The following is a 1887-nucleotide window of genomic DNA, read 5'->3' on the forward strand; positions in this document are numbered from 1 at the left end:
GCGCATCGACACGGTCGGCCGCAACGAGCCGCACCGCGACATCGAATACCGCGCCGTCCGCGTGGCCCCCAACGAAGTCGAGCATGCGGTCGTCAACCTGCTGCGCTATTTCGAAAGCCCCGGCGCCCTGGTGTTCTGCAACACGCGCGAAAGCGTGCGGTCGATGCACGCCAAGCTGCGCGAGCGCGGCTTCGCCGTGGTCGGCCTGTCGGGCGAACTGAGCCAGCGTGAACGCGCCGACGCCCTGCAGGCGCTGCGCGACGGCCACGCCCGCGTCTGCGTCGCCACCGACGTCGCCGCCCGCGGCCTGGACCTGCCCGACCTGGGCCTGGTGATCCATGCCGAAATCCCGGTCAACAAGGCCACCCTGCTTCACCGTTCGGGCCGCACCGGCCGGGCCGGCAAGAAGGGCGTCTCGGCGCTCGTGGTGCCCTACACCCGCCGCCGCAAGGCCGAGCAGCTGCTGATGGCCGCCGGCGTCGAAGGCCACTGGGGCGGCGCCCCGACCGCCGACGAGATCCGCCTCAAGGACACCGAGCGCCTGCTCGACGATCCGATCTTCGACGAGGCCGTGGTCGAGGAAGACACCGCCCTGGCCGAAGCCATGCTGGCCAAGCGCACCCCGCTGGAAATCGCCGCCGCCCTGATCCGCACCCGCCGCGCCAAGCTGCCGGCTCCGGAAGAGATCTATGACGACCCGCGCCACGGCGCCGATCCCGGCCCGCGCTCGCGCGAAGTCGGCCCGCGCAGCAACGACRCCGGCGACCGCTTCGCCGACCGTGGTCCGCGCGACTTCGGGGACCGTCCCGAGCGCGAGCCGCGTTCCGACATGGCCAATTCGGCCTGGTTCCGCCTCAACACCGGCCGCCGCAACAACGCCGACCCCAAGTGGCTGATCCCGCTGATCTGCCGTCTGGGCCACATCACCAAGAAGGACATCGGCTCGATCCGGATCTTCGACTACGACACCAAGTTCGAGATCTCGGCCGAGGCGGAAGTGAAGTTCGGCGCGGCTGTCCAGGCGACCGTGCGCGACGATGTGACCATCACCCCGACCACGGCCCCGGCCGCCCGGGACGCCTCGGGTCCGCGCAAGGAATACGCACCCCGTCCGCCGCGTGACGACAACGACGCGCCGCGCCGTGAATACACGCCGCGTCCGCCCCGTGACGACGCCGGTCCCCGTGGTCCGCGCGCCAACGCCCCAGGTTCGCGCGACAGCAGTCCGCGTCCGTCGAGCTACGGCGCCGACGGCGTCAGCAACGCCAAGCCCTACGCCCGCGGCGAAGAGCCCAAGCGCGACTACAAGCCGCGCGACGATGGTCCCAAGCGTGATTTCAAGCCGCGTCCGGCCCGTGACGACGCCCCGCGCGACTTCAAGCCCCGCGCCTCGCGCGATGAAGCCCCCAAGGCCTATTCGCCGCTGAACGAAGGCCCGGCGCCGCGCCGCGCCCCGCGTGAGGCCCGCGAGAGCGTGCCCTACGATCCGGACAACAAGCCGGCCAAGGCGCCTTACGTCGCCCGTCCCCGCGACGGCGCGACGGGCGGCAAGCCCTATGCCGGCAAGAGCAACGATGGTCCGGCCAAGCCGTTCAAGGGCCCCAAGCCCTTCAAGGCCAAGGCTGCCTTCGGTGACAAGCCGGCGTTCGGCGGCCCCAAGCCCGCGTTCGGCAAGAAGCCGGCCGGCGGCAAGGCGCCGTTCAAGAAGAAGTAGTCTGATGTGGAGGGGGTGAGCACTTGCCCCCTCCGCGCCTACGGCGCTCCTCCCCCAGAGGGGGAAGAGGGGCGCTGTGGGACGTCCTCCGCCCCCTATGGGGGCGGACAGACCGCGAAGCGGTCAGGTGGGGGCATGTCCGGTCGCCCCCTAAACCGCCTGCCCTGCTCACC

1 protein-coding gene is annotated in these 1887 nt (G+C 71.4%); it reads left to right on the top strand.

The features are described 5' to 3' along the window. A partial coding sequence (locus tag AC1DZ6_RS24385) for a helicase-related protein (RefSeq protein WP_477099685.1) occupies positions 1-1714 on the top strand: 1714 nt, incomplete at its 5' end. Positions 1715-1887: the final 173 nt, after the last annotated feature.

The sequence above is a fragment of the Caulobacter sp. P1_B12_2 genome, assembly GCF_056406675.1.